Consider the following 19,189-nt stretch of genomic DNA (forward strand, 5'->3'; position numbering starts at 1 on the left):
TATTTTCTTCCCCGGAATATGTTTCTCTTTGTCGCTCTACAGTAACTGTCATTAGTTCTTTACTTTCTTTTCCTTTATCATCTTTCATTGTTACGGTTGCCGTATACGTTCCTTCTTTTTCATATGCATAAGTAGGATTTTCTTCTGTGCTTGTGTTACCATCTCCAAAGTCCCAAAGGTAAGAAACGATTTTTCGATCTTCAGCTTTTGCACTATCGCTCTTAAACTGAATTGCGTTATTTGCTTCCCCGGAATATGAATCTTTTCTCTTTACAATCATTCCTTGACTTGCGCCTTCATCTGTTGCAATGCCGTGGAAAACAATATCATATTCGAATTGATTTTCATTATTTACACGATAATTTACAAAGTACGCTGTTACTGTTTTATAACCGCTCCATCCTTTTTGTGACAGCTTCTCTAATGCTTCGTTCACTTGTTTACTCATCGTTTTCCAGTCTTCAGATTCACCTTTTGTTGCATTGCCTGTGTACGTACCTTCAACTGTAAATGTATTAAAGAATTGAGACTTATGCTTTGTAATCTTTGCATCTTTTACATTCGCCACATCCACAATTTCCTGCTTCACTTCAGCTAGTGCTTTCTGTGCATGACTTACTAAATAATCATCTGATGCTTGCGGCACATTAAATTTCCCTTGATTATCAATTAATTGCTGCATATATGTTTGATATTCTTTATTCAATTGTGCATCTTTACTTAATTCCTCTCGGTATGCATCATAACCTTGTACATCATTTGCACGAATTAAATCTTGTATTTTATCGAATGTATCAAATTTGTGATTATACAGATAAGACTGCAATGCAAAGGAATAGTTATAAAAATCCCACGTTCCGTATTTTGCATGTAATGTTTGCTCTGTTGTATAGCGGTTTGCTGGTTCGTTTGATAAACCTCTTATAACACTCTTACGCGGCACTACATTATTCGTACGCGTCGATCCTGCAAAGAATTCCGCATTTCCTTCTTCAAACCATGTCAAACGTTCATCTTTATAAAAATCTCCTTGCCCCCATAATCCAGGCACTTCATATCTTCCTTGCAAATAGTGTGTAAATTCATGGCGGAACAATTCTTCCAAACTAAAAATACTCTGCTCCCGCGTACGTTCATATGTAAAGAACGTTCCAACATTTTCAATATAAATACCACCATTATTTGTATCATATCCGTACAATTGCTGGTTATTTTTATATTCATCTGGCGTATTATAAATCACGACTGTTAATACATCATCCGCATGCCCTTGTTCTAATGCTTTATCATTTCCGATTACACGGTGATATTGTGCTTTTACTTCTTTCGCAGCCCAGTACATTCTTTGGATTTTTTCCTCTGACACTTTATCTCCCGTTTTAAAGACAATTGCTCCGTCATCAAATGTATACGTTTTTGGTAGAAATTTCTTCTTACCCTCTTCTTTAATTTGATCTAAATTTACTGTTTTTCCGTTCGCGTCTACTCCGCCGTAATTTCTAGTAATCTCTTCTGCCGCCCAGAAATATTGTTCTCCCAAATACGGATACATCTGTAACGCTTTTGTAACAACGTTTAGCTCTTTCTTCGAATCACTATGAAATTTCCCTAAACGTCCTGCATAGTAAATACCATCATTAATAAGCCAACCAGTTTTATCCGTCACATTACCTATAAGTGCCATTTTATTTACTTCATTTATATAACTATCAATCTTCCCATACCACATTGTCTCATTTGGCTCTTTACCCGAAGTGTGCCAATAAGTCTGTATATCGTTATCAACAGCTCCCAGCAAAGTGTGTACAGCGTTTCCTTTCGCACGGTCACTTCCATAGGTAGAAAGGTTATTATTATACTGTTTTAAAATTTTTGCTGCATACTGCACCGTTTCAACGTCACTAGAAGCATTCCTCATTAAATCTCCGTAAGCATTTACAACTAAATCTTGCTCAGCTGTACCGAGTTTAAAGTTTGGATTCTTTGCAATTGCTTTTAATGCAGGTAAACATTTATCCATGAAGCTTCTCTCTTTTAAATAACTTAATTCCTCATTATCAGCTCCGACATAGAAAGCAGAGCGGAGCACTTCAGTAAATGTATCAATTCCTTTCGCATCATTTTTTGTAAACGTACTTCCTCGTTTCTCTAATCCATTCATAATTACTTGCAAACGCTCTTTATTTCCATAGAAAGCTTTTGTTTCTTCGTTAAACTGAAATAAACCTTTAATTTGTCCACTTTTAATATTTGCTAGTGTATCAATTAACTCCTCATCGCTCATTTTATTCAGCTCATCTAACGTATAGCTTTGTTGCGACTGCTCCGCTTTCGCATTTTTTTTAGCGGGAGCTGGCTTCTTTGAAGAATCTTCAACTTTTAACGATAATGTTTCATCATTTTTTGAGGAATGCGAAATTTCCTCTTTTGGCGTTTCTATCCCTGCTGGTTTCATTTGCAGTACATTGTAAGGTACTTTTTCTTCCGCAGATACTTCAGCTTGCAATGCCCCTAACGACAATGCCATTGTACTAACTCCAAGCATAATTTTATTCATTTTCTTTTTCATAATTTCCCTCCAGATCAATATATAACTGAAACAAAATAACATACTATCTAAATGAAGTGAATTAAATATGCAAGATTTCATATTACTTTTTAATAGTTTTTAAACGATTTATGAATTATCTATATATGAAATGACACAAAAGCCCCTTTCCTTTTAGGGGGGACGAGAGCATCTGGCCGCACATAGAAACGGTCAGGCCCTTTTCCTACCACATACAATGTTTAAAACAAAAGGAGAAAGCAAGTAGCGGTCATGTTGGATTCTGCATAGCAGCGACTTACATGCCGAAAAGTTAATATATATAAAGAAAATAAAGACATTTTTAGGCTATGAATAAGCTTCACATAAGGAGCACACAACATACTAATATTGTAAATGTGGATAAAAAAAGATGAGGTGATGTTTTCATGAATAATCAACCAATGTATTTTCCGTATGCAAATTATAATCAACCACAGTATTACCCTATGCAAACTCCAGGTTATCAATCATTTGAGGACATAAGAGAAATCGACGATGACGTATATCGTCCCGATGATGCTGAAGATGCTCCAACATCAGCACCACCAGCACAAGCACCAGCAGCACAAGCAGCATTTTCTTCTCCTGCACAAATGGGGAGCATACGATCATCATTGTGTCATTGTTTAGGAAGATGGGGATTTATCGGCTTAAGAGGCCAAGGACCATTTGGAAGAGATTTTTGGTTTTATCCTACTGAAATAAGAACACACGGAGTAGTAGGATATACATGGCAAGCAGGTCGCCGCCGCAAAGTCAGCTATCGATATTCACAAATTAGAAACTTTATGTGTGTTTCTTAATGTAAATAACAAAATAATACATTCCAAAAGAATAAAATTAAAATATTACGATATGCATTATTGCATAAAATACTAATAATTTACAATGTTATAATAATGAAAAGGTGAAATACCTCATATATAGCAAGATACCCTAGTATTCAATTACAAAAAAGCGAAGAATCTTTATGATTCTTCGCTTTTTTGTATCGTTCTAATCTCCCTTCTTTGTTAATTTGGACAGTATTTAAAATTACTGTTATTATCATTCACTGACCATTTTAAAAAATTAAAACTATAAAATTGCAACCATTAATATTATGATGAACGTAACTATATATAAGTTAAAAGCCCTTTTCTTTTTAGGGACGACGAGAGCATCTGGCCGCGCATAGAAGCGGTCAGAACCTTTTCCTGCCACATGCAAGATTAAAGACAAAAGGAGAATACGAGTACGGGTCATGCTGTATTCTGCATAGCCGCCAATATATATCAAAAAATTAACATTGAAAGAAGTTGAAAAACATGAAAAAAATATGTTTAAAAAATGGAAAAGAAGTGATGATAAGAGAAGCTGTGCAAGAAGACGCTCAGTCTATGATCAACTTTTATAATATAGTCGGCGGAGAAACTGATTTTCTTTCGTTCGGAAAAAATGAGTTCGGGATGCCGCTGCATGATTACGAAAACTTCATAGAGTCTACTAGAACAGATAATAATTCAATTATATTGTTAGCAACAATGGATGATGAGATCATCAGTATCGCATCTATTACCTCTAGTCAAAAAATGCGAACGAAACATGTAGGAACGCTCGGAATCGTAATTGCAGAAGAGCACTGCGGATTTGGTTTAGGCAAAGAATTGATGGAAGAACTTATTGAATGGGCAAGAAGAAATGGCGCAACTAAGAAAATACATCTTGTCACTCGAGAAGACAATGATCGAGCAATAGAGCTTTATAAGAAGGTTGGCTTTAAAGAAGAGGGATTATTAGAACAAGATACGTATATAAATGGTGTGTATTATAATACTCTTATTATGGGATTGATGCTTTAGATTCTACGAAGAGATAAACATGTATGAAAATAAGGATGATATATGCAGTACCACTTATGTGACTCAAACAACATAAGTGGTACTTTCTTTTTTATGCTTCCATATTCTCTCTCATTAACATGATAATGCTCTCATAATACGAAAGTTCATGCGGCACAAAATGACTTTTATCTATCGTTTTATGAATAGAAACTTTTTCTCCCGCTTCATTCACTTCGAATCCTTCTACTGTAACTTCATTTCTTTCTCCTAACCAAAGTTCAGAAAAATGATTAAAGTCAATTTTGACAATACCTGACACTTCTTCTACTTGCAGTGTATAATCGTCCATTGTGCCTTTCATTTCATATAAAAAGACGTGAGCTAATTCTTTATCAATAAAATCTTCCATTGTAATGCAATAATTGATAATGCCTAATGATATGAGTTCATCAAACGAGACATCAATCCCCACTTCTTCTTGCACTTCGCGTATTCCATCATATACGGTTTCATGTGCTAATATATGTCCCGCGGCTGTAATGTCTAACAAATTCGGATAATCCTTTTTTGTATGACTACGAATTTGGAGATGAATATAATCTACTCCATTTTCCCTACTTATAAACCAGCAATGAAACGTTTCATGCCAATGCCCTATTTGATGTACTTCTTCACGTGTTGCGACTCCGACTGGATTTCTATGTTCATCAAATATTTTTAGTAATTCACTTTCCATTATGTATTCTCCTTTAAAAACTTTATACACCAATATTAAAAGTGTTCTTTACTTATTTTACCAGAAAAATAATAATTTTCAGTGATTTTTATAAAAAAGAGAAAAAGAGTATCAGCTCTTTTTCTTCTGCAATTCGCTATACTCTTCTTTTGTATTCACATTTACATATATATCTGTTTCTTCCACCGCTACATATTGAACGTTACACTGCGATAATAAGCCTTGCATGCTTCTTTTTTCTTCCTTTAATAACTGTTCTATTTTTTCTTTTACCTTATAATGATATAGCGCTAAAAGCGGTTGTTTCCGTCCTTCAACTACTGGAACAATTGCTTCGTATGTTTCGTCTGCTCGCTCAATTAGTCCCAGTGCCCACTCTTTCGAAACATTTGGTGTGTCACACGGTGCAACGATGTACCAATCTGCTTCTATAAATTCCATGCCTGTTACGAAACCAGCAAGGGGGCCGCTTCCTTTATATAATTCGATATCTTCTATAACGGGCACATTCAGCATGTGCGAAAGCTCGTTTTTAATGTTTGGATGGCTAATGACAACAATATTTGTTACAACTTCTTTTAACGCTTCTATACTATGTTCAATAAATGTTTTTCCTTGCCAAATTGCTAATGCTTTCGGCTCTCCAAAACGACTTGACCTTCCGCCGGCTAATACAATTCCTGCAATTTTCATTGGCGGTGCAGCTCAAATATAATATGGCCAAGCTCTGGTAAAATCAATTTATTCATTGCCAGGCGAACTGCACCTGTTGACCCTGGCATAGAAAAGACAACCTTTCTACCAATTGTCCCGCCAATCGCTCTGCTTAACATCGCCGCGCTGCCGATATCTTCTAAATAACTAATCGTTCGAAATAACTCACCAAAACCAACGATTTCCTTATCTAATAATGGAGAAACAGCTTCAATTGTCACGTCACGCTTTGTAATACCTGTTCCTCCATTGGTTAATACAACATCAACATCCTCTTGATGATATCCGGACAAGACAGCTTGTTGAATGCTTTCCTTATCATCTTTCACAATTTCATACGCTGTTACTTGATGATTTGCTTCTATTAATAACTCTTTTAATAACTTGCCGCTTTTATCAGTTTCTTCTGTTCGTGTATCTGAAATTGTGATGATTTTACAACGAACTTGTGTTGGTGCTTGTTTTTTATGCTCTGTGACGCTCATTCTTTTTTCCTCCCTATTGATAAACCTCTCTAAATTCTATCATATATAATATAGCAGCAAAAAAATGTGAGACCTGTCACACTTACTTTCCGTAATTTACCTTATAATAGAAATAAAGGGTTTCTAATGGAGGGGATTCGCATGGATACAATGAGAAAATTAACGACGTTATTCATTTTACTATTCGTCGCTTCTATTAGCGCTGGCATGGCACTAAAAGACGCTGTACCATATGCTGCAATTGGGGGCTGGGGATTAGGTACGCTCTTTTTACTATGTTCAGCCTTTTGTACAGGAAAAATTCATTATCGTAAAGGGGAATAAAGTGAAACTTCCATCAGTGATGCTTTTTTCACTGATGGTTAGTTGAACCAATCGGGCTTTTACGTGCAGTTTATCTCCCACCTAACTTCTTAAGAAAAGCGGAAGCGGCTCGCTCAGAATCGCAGGACGTTGGAGCACCCGACAGAGAGGCGCTTTTTTCCTCGTCCGAGGGGGGCGAAACGACCGGAGATTCTAGCCGCTAGAGCTGGACAATGCTTTTGCTGAATTCTGAGGTGGGAGTATTACTGCCCGTTAATGCGGGATAATTATGTTCGGTAAAAAATCAACTACGTGTACATCATGCGGAAAGTAAAAGCTTTCTTCTTTATGATGCAGCATTACATGATGAAAAAGTAGACTTTAACACTTATTCCTATAAACATAAGCATTTTGGTGAACAGTAAGACTCTCATTTTCCAGCATATAGATTGCTGCCACGAGGATAAAAATGGCAATGCATCTTGTACCTTTCTTTGTTTTAAAACTTTGCGCGTGGCAGGAAAAGGCCCTGACCGCTCCTTTACATAGCCAGTCCCTCACACCCATTTAAAAAAATGCTTTTCTGCCTTTTTTTCAGTTACAAAAAAGCTTTGCGCGTGTGCGCAAAGCTTTTTTCTTCCTATATTATAGACCAGCTTGCTCTTTTAAAGCTTCAGCTTTGTCTGTACGTTCCCATGAAAGATCTACATCAGTACGTCCGAAGTGGCCGTAAGCTGCTGTTTGTTTGTAAATTGGGCGACGTAAGTCTAACATTTTGATGATACCAGCTGGGCGAAGATCGAAGTTGCTGCGAACTAGTTCTACTAGTACTTCTTCAGATACTTTACCAGTGCCGAATGTATCAACAGAGATAGATACTGGTTGTGCTACGCCGATTGCGTATGCAAGTTGTACTTCTGCTTTGTCAGCAAGTCCTGCTGCTACGATGTTTTTCGCAACGTAACGAGCTGCGTATGCTGCAGAGCGGTCAACTTTCGTTGCATCCTTACCAGAGAATGCACCGCCGCCATGACGAGCATATCCGCCGTAAGTATCTACGATAATTTTACGACCTGTTAAACCAGCATCCCCTTGTGGTCCACCGATTACGAAGCGGCCAGTTGGGTTAATGAAGAATTTTGTTTCTTCATCGATTAATTCAGCTGGTACAACTGGTTTGATAACAAATTCTTTTAAGTTGCGATCGATTTGTTCCCAAGCAATCTCTGGATGATGTTGTGTAGAAATTACAATTGTATCGACGCGAACTGGTTTACCATTTTCATCATACTCAACTGTTACTTGTGTTTTACCGTCTGGACGTAAGTATGGTAATGTATCATCCTTACGAACTTCCGTTAAACGACGAGCTAATTTGTGAGCAAGTGAGATTGGAAGCGGCATTAATTCTTTTGTTTCATTACATGCGAAACCAAACATTAAACCTTGGTCGCCAGCACCGATTGCTTCAATCTCTTCGTCAGTCATTTGACCTTCGCGTGCTTCTAACGCTTGGTCAACACCCATTGCGATGTCAGCAGATTGCTCATCGATAGATGTTAAAACTGCACAAGTTTCTGCATCGAATCCGTATTTTGCACGAGTATAACCGATTCCTTGAATTGTTTCACGAACGATTTTTGGAATATCTACATAAGTAGAAGTTGTAATCTCTCCCGCTACCAATACTAAACCAGTTGTTACTGTTGTTTCACAAGCTACACGTGCGTTTGCATCTTTTGCTAAGATTGCATCTAAAATAGAATCAGAAATTTGGTCACAAATTTTATCTGGATGTCCTTCAGTTACAGACTCAGATGTGAACAGATGACGTTTTTTTGTCATGTGGTAAACCTCCCTACAGTAATTGTATATATTGTACGGAACTCATCCTTAATTTGCCACAAACTGCGACATTCATGTATTTTCCCACACAAGTGCAAAAGAAAAACCTTTCCTTATAGAGGAAAGGTTGTATTTGCTACTTGCATACTGCTTTTTGCCCTTCGCTCTTATCGTTCGAGACCATTAGCCTCGCACAGGTTTAAGCACCTATTCACTCGTTTGTCGTCCATACAAGTGAGGTTGCCGGGCTTCATCGGGCCTGTCCCTCCGCCAGCTCGGGATAAGAGAGTATCCGTCCTCAACTATACTAAAGAAATGACTTTCATTTGTCAATCCATATACACATATTCCTATAAGTTTTTAGCCACAGAAATTTATGGAAAAAACTAATATAATAACACAAACAAAAAACAAATAAATAGTATACATTATTTATATGATTGTGTTATACTTTTGGTGGGGATTACGATGAATATTCATAAATCAAATAAAGGATGGTATATAAATATGAGTACTGCGAATGTCCAAATTGGATTACATGAACTATTGAACGGAAGCAATGCACAGGTTCAATTGAGCGTTCCGCAATTAACGGAAAAGGTATTAATGAGAAAAGAAGGTCAATTATCTTCTACTGGCGCTGTTTCTGTTTCAACAGGAAAATATACAGGACGTTCTCCGAAAGATAAATTTATTGTAGACGAAGCATCTGTTACGGACAAAATTGCTTGGGGATCTGTAAACCAACCAATTTCTGAAGAGCATTTCAATAAATTATATACAAAAGTGCTAGAATACTTAAAAGATAAAGAAGAACTATTCGTATTCAAAGGATTTGCAGGAGCAGACCGCAACTACCGTCTTCCTATTCAAGTTATTAATGAATACGCTTGGCATAACTTATTTGCGCATCAATTATTTATTCGTCCAACTGAAGAAGAATTACAAAATCATGATTCACAGTTCACAATTGTATCTGCACCAAACTTTAAAGCAGATCCAGAAGTTGACGGCACGAATTCAGAAACATTTATTATCATTTCTTTTGAAAAGCGTATCGTGTTAATCGGGGGTACAGAATACGCTGGTGAAATGAAAAAATCAATCTTCTCTATCATGAACTACTTACTTCCAGAGCAAGATATTTTCTCTATGCACTGCTCTGCAAACGTAGGAGAAGAAGGCGATGTTTCTTTATTCTTCGGTTTATCTGGAACAGGTAAAACAACATTATCCGCTGATCCAAACCGTAAATTAATTGGTGATGATGAGCACGGCTGGTCTGATAACGGTGTGTTTAATATTGAAGGCGGTTGCTATGCAAAATGTGTGAACTTATCTCACGAGAAAGAGCCACAAATCTTTGATGCAATTAAATTCGGCTCTGTTTTAGAGAACGTTGTACTCGATGATCATACACGCATTGCAGATTACGATGACACTGCATTAACAGAAAACACACGTGCAGCTTATCCAATTGATGCAATTGATAACATCGTATTACCTAGCGTTGCAGGTCATCCAAATACAATCATTTTCTTAACTGCTGATGCATTTGGCGTATTGCCTCCAATCAGTAAATTGACGAAAGAGCAAGCTATGTATCATTTCTTAAGCGGTTACACTAGTAAACTAGCAGGAACTGAGCGCGGTATTACTTCACCGCAAGCAACATTCTCAACATGCTTCGGTTCTCCGTTCTTACCGCTCGATGCATCTCGCTATGCAGAAATGCTTGGTGAAAAAATCGAGAAGCATGATGCGAAAGTATTCTTAGTAAACACTGGCTGGACTGGCGGCGAATACGGCGTTGGAAAACGTATGAACTTAGGTCATACACGCGCAATGGTGCAAGCTGCATTAAACGGCGAGCTTGATAACATGGAAACAGCAAAACATGATATCTTTGGCCTTGAAGTACCACTTCATGTTCCTGGTGTACCTGATGAAGTATTAATGCCAGAACAAACATGGACTGATAAAGAAGCTTACAAAGTAAAAGCAACTGAACTTGCAAATAAGTTCAAAGAGAACTTCAAGAAATTTGATACTGTTTCTGAAACAATTGTAAACCTTGGCGGTCCAATCGCTTAAAATCATGTGAATAAGTATGTTGTTATTGCAAGAAAACAAGTACTCACCGACAAAGCCCACGTTTTCTTGTAATCGCACATACTTACATATAAAAAGAGGCTTACGAGTAATCTCGTAAGCCTCTTCCCTATTTCTTCGCATCTTGCATGCTGTAATATGCTAAATTAATAACGATTAATATATATCCGCCCATAATCCCAACAGCAAATGCCCACATCACCATATGATGCTCAATTTCGTACATAATAATAGCACCAAATATCGCTGCTGCAAATCTGTTTATCATACCAAGAGTTGGTGATTTCGTTTTTTTCACTACACTCTCTCCAATTTTTTCAATACGGCGTCCTAAAATCCAAACGCAATACGTACTCACTAGAAAACCAAGACCGATTCCTAAAAAGTGCGGAGAAAAAGGAGTAAATGCCCAGCCTAATAGCATAAATGCTAAAATATAATACGTTTGTACTTTAAATGTTTGTAACGACATACTAATCATGTTGTAACTCCTCTGCTGCAAAATCTCTATATCAAACTTCATCCAAATTGAAAAATCGACATAAAAACCCTCTTTCTTTTTAGGGGGAGACGAGAGCATCTGGCTGTGCATAGAAGCGGTCAGGGCCTTTTCCTGCCACATGCGAGGTTTAAAACAAAGGGAGCATGCAAGTAGCGGTCATGTTGTATTCTGCATAGCAGCGTCTTAAAAAGAAAAGTGGAGACGACTGTTTAGACATGAGGGCCTAGGAGATAGAGCTAGACAAACATGCCGAAAAATCAAAATGAATTTACATATTTACACCATTTAGATAGTGTTTACGTTATTAAAATATTTGTAAGAAATAACATTATATAAAATTTCTTTTGCAAGAAGTATGATGAATTGTGTCGTTTTTGCAAACATTTTTTTATGATTCTTGCAAAATACGATATCAATCTAAAAAAATATGGATATGATATAGTAAGTACACAATAAAGGAGGGACTTCCATTGCTCTTCTTTCTCATCGCTCTTATTCATTTCATTATCCCGGCTCTCGTCGGCTTAACAATATATTGGTACACACCTAAGCATAGTGTTCTCTATGCCGTCCTCAGCGTTCTCCTCACCGGTATGATTCTCGTCACTTATTTTCGCTTCCCTTTTCTTAACTGGATTCCATTTGTTACAGCTATTTTGTATCTCATTTTATTACCGAAAATCAAAAAATAAGAAAGCAGATCTACTCTGCTTTCTTATTTTGATATATTTTCTTTTACAAGTAACTGTTTATTTGTTAATATGAACATGGTGAAATAACCTTATATTTCCATTCGATATATATAAAAATCAAAATATATGGAGGATAAAAAATCGTGAAGTTAATAAAGGTTAATAAAAAAGATGCTTTAGCATTCTCTGCTATCATCGTCCTTATATTAATATGTGCTATTATACAAATGAATTTATTTTGGGACAAAGATTTAGTATTGTCGGGAGATGATATGGGATTCCATTTTAATCGTGTATTCGGATTAGCTGAAGCAATCAAAACATCTCACTACCCATTTTACATTGATAGTACCTTTTTAAATGGATATGGTTATGCAACAAATTGGTTCTATTCTAACCTCTTTCTATTTCCAATGGCTATTTTATTGAACTTAGGATACAGTTTAGTAGTTTCCTATAGAACTTATATAATCATTTATACAATAGCTACAGCATGCGTAACTTATTATTGTACCTATAAAATGAGTAAAAAAGTAACTTCATCAAGCTTTATGACTATATTGTATGTCTTTTCACTCTATAGAGCATTTGATGTTTATCAAAGGGCTGCGCTTGGGGAGTCATTGGCGTTTATCTTTCTTCCTGTTATATTGTATGGAATTTATGAAATTTTATATGGACAGAAAGAAAAGTGGTACATTTTAACGATTGGGTTCACTGGAATGATTTATACTCACGTTTTATCAAGTGTATTAGCTTTTTGCATGTTACTGCTCTTCCTACTCCTTTCAATTCATAAACTCTGGGAGGATAAAACAAAAATAATTTATTTTGTTATTGCTGGCGGAGTAACAATCTTACTATCAGCTTTTTTTATTTTTCCAATGGTAGAGCAAATGGCATCGAATACCTTCTATCTCAATACATATATTTTTACAACACCTGGCGATACGATGTATTCACTTGGAACATTGTGGAAAAGCATTGCATTAAGCAATAAAGGTTCTGCAATTATAGGATTAGGATACGTTCTATTTTTACCATTAATATATAGATTTAACATTAAAGAGAAAAATGCAATAATAAGTTTTGCTGACAAATGCTTATTAATCGCAATGATATTTTTACTAATGACAACAAACTACTTCCCATGGAAACACTTCCATACGCTAGACTTTATACAATTCACATTTAGACTTTTTGCACTTGTAACATTATTAATGGCATTTAGCTGTTCTATTTATATAGCCTATGCTGTTAAGAAAAAATATCATTTAATCGGTTTGCTAGTTATTGTTCTTTCCCTATCAATCAGTAACACATCAACAATAGCTCAATATTATAAAGATTCTCGTATACATGACCAAAATCAATTTAGAGGAGAGCAAACTTTTAAAGATTCATACAATATAGGTGCAGGTTCTGAATACCTACCTTCTGTTACAAAGATGGATGTTTTAAAATCTCGAAAGAAAGACGAAGTGAAAACAAGAAATCATACAACGAAATTAAGTCATATAGTAAAGGAAGGCAATGAACTTTATATAAATTTTGATGCAAAGGATCAAGATATCTTAGAACTTCCAATGATTTATTACAAAGGCTATGAGGTGAAAATGAACAACAAAATAGTTCCGTTAAAAATGTCTAACAACGGATTGATAGAAGTACCGATTCAAGGAAAAGGTAAAATAGAAGTATCGTACCCAGGAACAGATATTCAAAAATTCTCCTTTTATACTTCTATTACTGCTTTCGTTATGTTGATGATTTTCATTCGTTTAAGAAATAAAGAAAAGAAATATAGCATAGATTCCGTAAGAAAATATGCATAAATTCACTTCTCACTAAAAAGTTTGGTAATAAATTAAAGAAGAAAGCAAATATTATCTGCTTTCTTCTTTTCCATCAATTACACTCGAACATGCAATTTCATATTCGGATTATAATATTGACTCGGACTTTTTAATTGAAAGGTTCCTCCGGATTCAGAAAAATCAACAGTCAAGTTATCATCCATAAAAACAAGTTTCGTTCGATCGGCATTGAACTATCCCCACTTATCGGCTAACGCCACTTGAAGTGGGGGATTCTAGAACCCCTTGCTCCGATGACAACAGGTTCTAGAACCTCCTCCGTTCAACAAGAGAAGTTCTCTATACTGTCAATCCGAAGTATCTATAGATGACCAAATTCTCCCCCTGTGCAAGCAGACAGAAAAAGGTACGCCCTCTTCAAGCGACATAGAGGAGAGAACACAAGGTAATGCACCCAGCTCCTAGACCACATCATCTGCTCTGGTGAAGGGAGTAAAAGACTGGTACCCTATGTTCTGTTTTGTGTTGGTAAAATGTAAATCAAATGATTCGTAATCTCATCCTTTATATGCAAGTAATTTACGCATTCCTTTTCTTTCTTCTTCCGTTAGCTCCATATGAGATTCATTTATACCATCATGAGGCCGATTTACATCAAACAACGTATATAATACATGTGTACGAACAGCTAGTTGTTTGTTCCATATGTTCCACTGTTTCCAATGATGCATGTTCGTTAGATCCATATAGGTTTTGAACACGTTCGGTACCTTCTCTTGATAACCTAACCCGCGTCTCCCAATCGTGAAAGCAGCTGCTTGATGAATGGAGATGCCAAATTTGCGCATATACTTCATTTTCCCGGAAATCGATGTGTACGCTGGGTTTATTTCTTTTACTTCTACCCCCATCTGGTTTGCACGGCTTTGAATCGCCTTTATCATCTTTCGGTACGCAAACATACTTTTCATTCGGTTTCTCTTCTTGCTATCGTACTTGTTTCCCGTTTTCGAGAGCGTAGTATCCAGCTTCTCAAGCACAATCGGCTTGTTCTTTTGGACGGCCAATTCAACTAGACGAATAGCCTCTGCTTCTAAGATTTTTGTAATAGCGCCAGAACATTTCTCCTCCAAAGAAAAAGAAAGACTGCCGCTTTCGAGATAGTTTCCATCTTTTGAAACATTTCCCCACGCCAAATGATCGTAGTTACAATCTACTCCGATGACGCCATCACTTGTACTGAAGTTGATGTAAGAATTGCTTTCTACATCTACCATACATTTGATGAGGTAATACGCTCCGTAGTCTTCGATAGACCAAGAAATCGGCTCACCGTACTTCTTTTTTTGTTTACACGCAATTTGTGCGGCTATTACATGGTTGACGATATCTTGTCCATACGGAAACATCAAAAATGGGAAAGTCCACACGTTTCCATGTATAGAGGTAAAAGAGAGTTCCTGTTTTTCGATGTTGTATTGAAACACAAAGTTACCACAGCGAGCGTCTTTGCGGCCGGAAATCATCATCTGTTTGTTCCGGGCGGCAGAGAAAAGGGTTTTCCATCCTTCATGATGTGTTACAAATTCTTCTTTTGTAAACTGAGATCGAAACAATTTTTTTGTGCCAAACACAGCACTTGGAACATATTTTTGCAGCTTTTCTTTCTTTTGTTGCAGGCGATCGAATCGGTGCTTCAGCCGTCCAACTTTTGCTTTTGTGTTTTTGATTTTTGGGTCCAAATAGTAGTGTTCAAAAGAATAGAAGGTCAGCCAAATCATCGTTTTCTTTGGAAGAGAAAGGGAGACAATCCCGCTTGGTTGGATGGCAAAAAAAGTGTTCTTAGGAAATGTCGGTTTCCCTTTCTTAAAACTCTCTTTCACTTTTTTCATCTTTGTTAGATAGGAGCGTTCGGATTTGAGTTTCTTCTTGAGGTCCTTGATTTTCTCGTCAATTTGTTGAAGATGGAGTGTTTGTTGTTCTTTTACAGCGGAGAATAGGGCAATCGCTTCTTGCCTAGCACTATTGGCATAATAGTCGTTAAGACGAAAGTTTTTCTTCAAGACAATTTGTAGACTTTCATTATGCAGATTTCGGCTCCAGCGCTTTTCACGAACCAAAGTTTGAAAGGCAAAACGTTTCGCTTGATTGAAAATGTGCAAAACATGAGACAATTCGTTCACAAGTGCAGTTGGTAAGGTATGTTTATACACCCTTTGAGAAAAATAAGTTTTCTTCATTTTCCTTCTTCACCACCTAACAAGAACATTCGTTCCTTTTCTAACTCTATTTTATACAAGCTAGGAAGTGATTTCAACAAATACATGAGATTTTACAGAAAAATTTCATGTGTATGAAAATCAGGCAGAAAAAGGAGCAGCAAGAGCCCCCATTCATCCCCTCCTTACCGCTGGGCTCTGCCCTTCACGCGTTTGAAGAAGGGGTCTTCTAAGGTAAAATATGATAAAGCAACCAAATCTATCATAGATTTGGTTGCTTAGTTTGCTCTTTATCATTGTTTACTTCAACAAAAATTAAAAACTTCTTTTAAGCAATGAAACTACCATAAATCCGTATACACAGTAGAAGTCGCCGGAATTGGCGTCCAATATTGCTGATTTGGCTGCCATGCTTTAATCGTTCCATCTTGGCGCTTAATAAACGCTTTGAATTGAACATTTCGCTCAGCTGGTAAGTAAACTGTGCCTCTCCAATCCCCGTAAGTAGAGTTGTATGATAATTTAATAGGATATAGCGTTGTATCCCATTGCCCTAACTCGGCACGATCTCCAGCAATATACACTGTATCTCCAGTAGTTGTTGGTGCATTTTTTACAACGATTGTTTGCGAAGTAGGAGTAACTCCTAAAGTATCCTTGAACTGCGCCATCAATGTATTATTATACATAACATCCTGATAACGAAGCAGTGTGAATCCCGCAAAGTTATAATTAAAAGCCATTTCAGCTGCTTTCTTATATTCAGTATCACTTCCTATGCTTAACGCATTTTCGCCATTTAGGACAATCCCTTTTTCATTCGCAAGCTTAGCTACTTGTTGTACAAGTGTTTTTGGCATTGAATATTCTGGATATGTTCCCTTATCTGACATTTCTAAGCAGGTAAATGTTAAATCTAATTTTGCACTCTTAAAAGCGTCTAACAAACTACTATAATCATTATATCCCGCTGGCTTTTCAGCACTGTGCGGAAGATTTGGATTGTTGTATTGCCAATGAACGCCGGCAACTTTTGCACCAATTGGTACGTGGAACGTATTATCAAATGCAGAATGAGCTAATTCACCTATCAATTTTGTATGCCCTTCTAACACACCTTCATACCACTTTAAGAAATCTTCACCGTACTTTGTTTGATAGCCGATTGTCAAAAATTGATTTCCATCAGATGGAGGAAGTACTTGTGACATAGAAGTTAAGTTTGTCCCCCAAGCTTTGTTTATTCCTGCTAAAGATCCATATTTTTGTAATGTCCAAGAACGAAATTGCTCTTTCGCGAATTCCGTATAAGCTTGAAACTTTCCTCTAGATGGGTAACCTGATCCATCAGCCGACGTATAAGATGGATAACGTGTTTCTCCAGCCGGACCGCCTGATAAATAAATCTTCGAAATGACATCTTTATACGGAGCCATCGCCTCTGCAAAAGCATTATATAGTTCCCCGTACTGCTTTCGAATTACATCTGAAGCTAGCGGATTTAATGTTTCTTTATTAATCGTTCCTGTTTCCGATTTAAAATACAAACTATCATCTGATTTTTGATTCCATATCCAAGAAGGAACCGGTACATTGCAATCATCTCCAACATTACCGCCACATTGATGCGTTGAAATAATCGGAATCATTTTCATACCAGCATTTCTTACAGATTGTGCAAAGCGCTGCGCATAAGAAAAATCAAATTGTTGATCTCCATTCTTCTCCATATCTCCCCACCAAAAATCAACAGTAATAGCAGAGAAACCATTTTGTTTTGCCCAGCGTAAATCATTTTCAAACGTCTCCCATGTCATCATATCCGGTATTTTCTTTAGCGGTGCCATAATATATGCTTTGTAATTTCCATTCATTGATTGCCCGTTTACAGCTGCATAACTCTGGCTTGGAAATACTGAAAAAGCAAACAATATAAGAACAGATAACATGGCAATACTACAGCCTTTTAAATATTTTTTCATACGCTCTCTCCCTTTCTGAAAATTAAGACTACCAATAATAAAAACTTGAATGAAGGCAAAGGATTTCATTCTATATTTGTAATTACAAACATATCTGTATACGCTTACATATTATCACTTATTGCAACCGTTTGCATTATTTTTTTTATATTTTACTAGCTTTTTATATGTATTATAAAGTGAAACTTCCATCAGTGGGGGTTTTCTTCATCCCCCACTGATGGTTAGTTGAACCAATCGGGCTTTTACGGGCAGTTATCCCCCACCTATCTTCTTTAGAAAAGCGGAAGTGGCTCGTTCAGAATGTGAGGGGGATGGAGCTTCTGACGTAGAGGTGTTTTTTACCTCTTAGGAAGAAGCGAAGCCACCGAACATTCTAGCCACTGGAGCTGGACAACGATTCTCTCTCAATCTTGAGGTGGGGGTCTTACTGCCCGTTAATGCGGGATAAATTCATTTTCATTTTTCGACATATAGGTCGCTGCTAGCCAGAATACAACATGACCTGTACTTTGTTTTAAACCTCGCACGTGGCAGGAATAGGCCCTGACCGCTTCTATGCACGGCCAGATGCTCTCGTCCCCCTAAAAGAAGGGGTTTTTATGTATTTTTTCAATTTATATACGGAAATAAACTTCCATAAAAAAAACAGGTAATAGATTTCGGTTCTATCACCTGTTTTTTATATACATCCATTTTCATTTTCCGACATATAAGTCGCTGCTAGGCAGAATACAACATAACCTGCACTCGCTTTATCCCTTTGTTTTAAACCTCGCACGTGGTAGAAATAGGCCCTGACCGCTTCTATGCATGGCCAGATGCTCTTGCTCATCTAAAAGAAAGGAGTTTTTATGTTAGTTTTTTCAATTTGTCTTGAAATAAGCCACGCCAAAGTTTTCATTAAATCTCTTACACCATACAGAAACTGCGCCGTATGCACTTACATCGATCCCCTCAGGAATTTCATAATTTTGGTCGCCTTTGTTTCCCTTTAACTTTCCTAATTCAATATACTTATAATTTTTAACATCTTCATTATTTTTCAATTGATTCGTAGGAACTAACACAACTCGAACGTCTGGACCGTTAGAAGTTGAAAAATGAGTAAGGCGTAAAATACGTTTTCCATCTGCTAATTGATAGATTGTTGCTGTTCCAGTTGTTTCATGAACACCGCTTTGAAACTGTCCTTCGCTTATTACTTGTTCTTGCTTTGTTTCTTTTGACTTCATTTCTGTTTGCGGCAATGTTTCATTTACTTTTTTATCAATGAATAATTTCTCTGGGCGGAATAAAGACCACAATATCCCCCCAACAATTACGAATGCTCCTATAAGGAATATATATTTTCTTTTCATAAAGTAAG

The 19,189-nt window shown here is 36.8% G+C and carries 14 protein-coding genes, 2 pseudogenes and 1 riboswitch; of the genes and pseudogenes, 6 read left to right on the plus strand and 10 right to left on the minus strand.

The window, feature by feature from the left end; all coding sequences use genetic code 11:
* Position 1: 1 nt before the first annotated feature.
* A pseudogene (locus tag MR076_RS03905) lies at positions 2-2,569 on the minus strand (collagenase); the annotation flags it as partial.
* A 407-nt stretch (positions 2,570-2,976) separates the two neighbouring features.
* Between MR076_RS03905 and MR076_RS03910 the strand changes: the two are divergent.
* Together MR076_RS03910 and MR076_RS03915 are read left to right on the plus strand one after the other, a co-directional pair.
* The gene (locus MR076_RS03910) at positions 2,977-3,393 is read left to right on the plus strand and encodes a hypothetical protein (RefSeq protein WP_242217868.1); all 417 of its coding nucleotides are present in this window, start codon (positions 2,977-2,979) and stop codon (positions 3,391-3,393) included.
* 504 nt (positions 3,394-3,897) lie between these two features.
* Positions 3,898-4,431 carry a GNAT family N-acetyltransferase gene (locus MR076_RS03915; protein WP_242217872.1) on the plus strand — a complete coding sequence of 178 codons (534 nt, stop codon included), beginning with the start codon at positions 3,898-3,900 and terminating at the stop codon, positions 4,429-4,431.
* Positions 4,432-4,522: 91 nt separating this feature from the next.
* Here MR076_RS03915 and MR076_RS03920 read toward each other — a convergent pair whose 3' ends face one another.
* From MR076_RS03920 to MR076_RS03930, 3 genes are all read right to left on the minus strand, one after another.
* The gene (locus MR076_RS03920) at positions 4,523-5,149 is read right to left on the minus strand and encodes an NUDIX hydrolase (RefSeq protein ID WP_242217874.1); all 627 of its coding nucleotides are present in this window, start codon (positions 5,147-5,149) and stop codon (positions 4,523-4,525) included.
* A gap of 111 nt (positions 5,150-5,260) precedes the next feature.
* On the minus strand, positions 5,261-5,842 hold the full coding sequence (locus MR076_RS03925; RefSeq protein ID WP_242217878.1) for a molybdenum cofactor guanylyltransferase: 582 nt from the start codon (positions 5,840-5,842) through the stop codon (positions 5,261-5,263).
* Positions 5,839-6,348 carry a MogA/MoaB family molybdenum cofactor biosynthesis protein gene (locus MR076_RS03930; RefSeq protein WP_242217880.1) on the minus strand — a complete coding sequence of 170 codons (510 nt, stop codon included), beginning with the start codon at positions 6,346-6,348 and terminating at the stop codon, positions 5,839-5,841. The genes MR076_RS03925 and MR076_RS03930 overlap by 4 nt, the downstream gene beginning before the upstream one ends.
* 141 nt (positions 6,349-6,489) lie before the next feature.
* Here MR076_RS03930 and MR076_RS03935 point away from each other — a divergent pair, with 141 nt between their 5' ends.
* The gene (locus tag MR076_RS03935) at positions 6,490-6,672 is read left to right on the plus strand and encodes a hypothetical protein (RefSeq protein WP_242217882.1); all 183 of its coding nucleotides are present in this window, start codon (positions 6,490-6,492) and stop codon (positions 6,670-6,672) included.
* A 624-nt stretch (positions 6,673-7,296) separates the two neighbouring features.
* Here MR076_RS03935 and metK read toward each other — a convergent pair.
* Positions 7,297-8,496, minus strand: a complete 1,200-nt coding sequence (gene metK / locus MR076_RS03940) for a methionine adenosyltransferase (RefSeq protein WP_020060222.1) — start codon at positions 8,494-8,496, stop codon at positions 7,297-7,299.
* 164 nt (positions 8,497-8,660) lie between these two features.
* Positions 8,661-8,783: riboswitch (SAM riboswitch) on the minus strand.
* 220 nt (positions 8,784-9,003) lie between these two features.
* On the opposite strand from metK, the gene pckA reads away from it, so the two are divergent.
* Positions 9,004-10,590 (plus strand): phosphoenolpyruvate carboxykinase (ATP), encoded by a 1,587-nt coding sequence (pckA, locus tag MR076_RS03945; RefSeq protein WP_242218127.1) that lies wholly within the window; start codon positions 9,004-9,006, stop codon positions 10,588-10,590.
* Positions 10,591-10,717: 127 nt separating this feature from the next.
* Here pckA and MR076_RS03950 read toward each other — a convergent pair whose 3' ends face one another.
* On the minus strand, positions 10,718-11,089 hold the full coding sequence (locus MR076_RS03950) for an ATP synthase subunit I (RefSeq protein WP_242217884.1): 372 nt from the start codon (positions 11,087-11,089) through the stop codon (positions 10,718-10,720).
* Between the two features lie 491 nt (positions 11,090-11,580).
* Between MR076_RS03950 and MR076_RS03955 the strand changes: the two genes are divergently transcribed.
* Both MR076_RS03955 and MR076_RS03960 read left to right on the plus strand, forming a co-directional pair.
* Entirely contained in the window at positions 11,581-11,802 is a 222-nt protein-coding gene (locus MR076_RS03955) for a hypothetical protein (protein WP_242217886.1), read from the plus strand.
* Between the two features lie 143 nt (positions 11,803-11,945).
* Positions 11,946-13,637 (plus strand): YfhO family protein, encoded by a 1,692-nt coding sequence (locus tag MR076_RS03960; protein ID WP_242217888.1) that lies wholly within the window; start codon positions 11,946-11,948, stop codon positions 13,635-13,637.
* A gap of 77 nt (positions 13,638-13,714) precedes the next feature.
* Here the strand turns inward: MR076_RS03960 and MR076_RS03965 are convergent.
* The 4 genes and pseudogenes from MR076_RS03965 to MR076_RS03980 form a co-directional block, all read right to left on the minus strand.
* Positions 13,715-13,852 (minus strand): annotated as a pseudogene (locus tag MR076_RS03965) (iron-sulfur cluster biosynthesis family protein); the annotation flags it as partial.
* A gap of 324 nt (positions 13,853-14,176) precedes the next feature.
* Complete coding sequence (locus tag MR076_RS03970; protein WP_242217890.1) at positions 14,177-15,859, minus strand: IS200/IS605 family accessory protein TnpB-related protein; 1,683 nt, start codon at positions 15,857-15,859, stop codon at positions 14,177-14,179.
* Between the two features lie 320 nt (positions 15,860-16,179).
* Positions 16,180-17,787: a family 14 glycosylhydrolase gene (locus MR076_RS03975; RefSeq protein ID WP_396021652.1), complete on the minus strand. Its 1,608-nt coding sequence runs from the start codon at positions 17,785-17,787 to the stop codon at positions 16,180-16,182.
* Positions 17,788-18,686: 899 nt separating this feature from the next.
* The gene (locus tag MR076_RS03980) at positions 18,687-19,181 is read right to left on the minus strand and encodes a DM13 domain-containing protein (protein WP_242217894.1); all 495 of its coding nucleotides are present in this window, start codon (positions 19,179-19,181) and stop codon (positions 18,687-18,689) included.
* Positions 19,182-19,189: the final 8 nt, after the last annotated feature.

It is taken from the genome of Bacillus cereus group sp. BfR-BA-01380 (assembly GCF_022663535.1).
In the GTDB taxonomy this organism is placed as follows: domain Bacteria; phylum Bacillota; class Bacilli; order Bacillales; family Bacillaceae_G; genus Bacillus_A; species Bacillus_A cereus_BB.